The 2,247-nt window shown below is 55.2% G+C and carries 3 protein-coding genes; 1 reads left to right on the forward strand and 2 read right to left on the reverse strand.

From position 1 onward, the window contains the following. Nucleotides 1-243: iron dependent repressor, metal binding and dimerization domain protein (locus BLS57_RS19505; protein WP_279626462.1), on the forward strand; the 243-nt coding region annotated here is incomplete at its 5' end. Between the two features lie 239 nt (nucleotides 244-482). On the opposite strand, the gene BLS57_RS19510 is transcribed toward BLS57_RS19505, so the two are convergent. Both BLS57_RS19510 and BLS57_RS19520 read right to left on the reverse strand, forming a co-directional pair. Then, nucleotides 483-1,424: a cytochrome c oxidase assembly protein gene (locus tag BLS57_RS19510; protein ID WP_244153749.1), complete on the reverse strand. Its 942-nt coding sequence runs from the start codon at nucleotides 1,422-1,424 to the stop codon at nucleotides 483-485. A gap of 337 nt (nucleotides 1,425-1,761) precedes the next feature. Further along, the coding region (locus tag BLS57_RS19520; protein ID WP_139186684.1) for an apolipoprotein N-acyltransferase at nucleotides 1,762-2,247 on the reverse strand (486 nt) is incomplete at its 5' end.

Raw genomic sequence — 2,247 nt, forward strand, 5'->3', positions numbered from 1 at the left:
CGACTCAAGGCTGCTGGTTTGGTGCGGCGGGAGCGTTACCGCGCAATATTTCTAACCGATGCGGGCCGAGAATTGGCCGAGGCCTGTCGCCGCCGCCATAGAGTCGTTGTCGCGTTTCTTCTCAGCCTGGGAATCGACGAAGAGACTGCGGAACGCGATGCGGAGGGGATCGAGCATCACGTCAGCACGACCACGCTGGAGGCCTTCGAGCACGCCCTCCAGAAGTTTCAGAGCAGCAAGTAGCGCAGCATCGAGTTCTCTCGAAATTCAGCAAGGCGAGACTCAAGAGGCTGCAGCGTCAGCAGTCATACGTTGGCGGGGTAGCATTTGTGTCAATGCTTAACTCTGGTCCAACCCATCGCGTCCTCTGAGTTTGGCCAGCACGAAATAGTGCGCCCAATATTCCTACCTGCGCCGACCATGCAGCGAAAATGCCGGTCGCGTGAAAAGAGGTAGGCGCAACCCTTGAGTGGGTCCTCTGTTCAAAGCGCATAGACAATTGTCACCACCGTTGTGATGACGATCAAGAACATGACCAATGCGCCTATGGCAAGGGTCCGGCCCATGTCGCGGTTTGTCTTTGCCACTTTCAGACGCAATTCTTCGGCGGTTTCCGGAAACTCCAGTGCCGCTGAATTCGAGCCGCGTAGCAGGTCGTATCTCGTATTCCAGCGACGTACTTCCGCAGCGTCCCAGCCGTTCATGACCAGAATGATCGCGACGATCATCACCATCGAAGACGGGACCCAAATAGTATAGCCGCCGATCGTTTCGTCGGACAGCGCATCGATCAATCCAATTCTTTCCCTATGGGAGAATGCGTAAAGGCTCACCTCCTTGAGTGTCGTCAGGGAACCTAGAAAAATGTTTGCTACGATCACAACAAAGGCGGACAACAGCCTCGCTCCGCGTTTGGCGCCCACAGGGGGGTCTCTGGGATCGAAGAGCATGGTAAAGAACCAGAGCCCTGCTAGTACCATTCCCAGATGAGCGAACACTTCGATAGCCGCGATACGCTGCGCAAGTGCGTAAATGACAGGTACCTGCCAGATAAATAGCGCTCCAACAATCAACCCAGTTGCGGCCGTTGGATGCGCTACGAAACTTTGTCCCCGGGAGTTCGCTGGCGCACTGAAGTGTTGACGCCGGCGTCTTTCGAGGCTGGATAGCAGGATGCGCCACGGCTGCGATACGGCGATGAGAAGGGGGCCGATAAGGCGAAGAAGAAGATGTTCGACCTGATGTATTGAGAATAAGGTATGTCCCATTACAGCGAGCGGTGCGTTCATGGCTGCAAGAATGCAAGCAAGGCCGGCGAAGAACAAGATCGGACGCCAGACAGAGATCGTTCCGCGGATACGCACGGGTCGTCTGAGGCCGCGCATATAGAACCATGCGGCCAAACTGACGGATACAATGGACACTGGCGAAATCGCAAATCCAAACGGGTCGAAAAGAAGAAAGAAGGGGATTATCAGCTCCTGTCATTTTGTATTGTCAGCCAGTCGATAGGTACCGATGAACGTCGGGATTTTCCCATTACGCAACCCTAGGAAGCGGGCAGTTTTAATTCGATACAAAGACCAAATTCGCGTCAGGAAGTGATGCGTAAGAGAACCACTGAGATGAAGAAACCCAGTAGGCCTAGGGCGATGCCGAAGCTTGCCGCATATTGAAGGATGTCTAGGTAGTTCCCTTTGCGGCTCCGGGCTAAATAGCCTCCCCAAAAAGCACCTCCGATAAAGCCTACAAACATTAGCATCACGGTTCCTTTGGGTTTGTTTTTACAGACTTATGTCGCTGTTTGGCCAAGCCGAAGGCAAATCTCAACGTCCAAGCTGCACAGATGAGCGACAGAAATGTCCAATCGCCGAAACGTCCGTAAGGCGTAGCCGTACGCGCTGCCGGTAGGCTTTCATTTATGACGTCTGTTCGCCCAGTGTCGAGGCGCGCGACGATCTCGCCGTTAGCATCAATAATTGCGGATATCCCGGTGTTCGCAGCGCGCACCACGGGTAGCCCTTCCTCCACAGCGCGCATGCGCGCGGATGCGAGGTGCTGCTCGGGCCCGATGCTGGCGCCGAACCAGGCGTCATTTGTGGCGTTGAAAATCCAGTCGGGACGAAAAAGATCGTCGACCACCTGGCCCGGGAAAATGATCTCGTAACAGATTGCCACCGCAACCAGAGGCGCGCCCGGAATTGCCAGCGTTCGTGGCCCTGGTCCCGGCGTGAAATCACCCAAACC

It is taken from the genome of Sulfitobacter delicatus (assembly GCF_900102535.1).
GTDB classification, from domain to species: domain Bacteria; phylum Pseudomonadota; class Alphaproteobacteria; order Rhodobacterales; family Rhodobacteraceae; genus Sulfitobacter; species Sulfitobacter delicatus.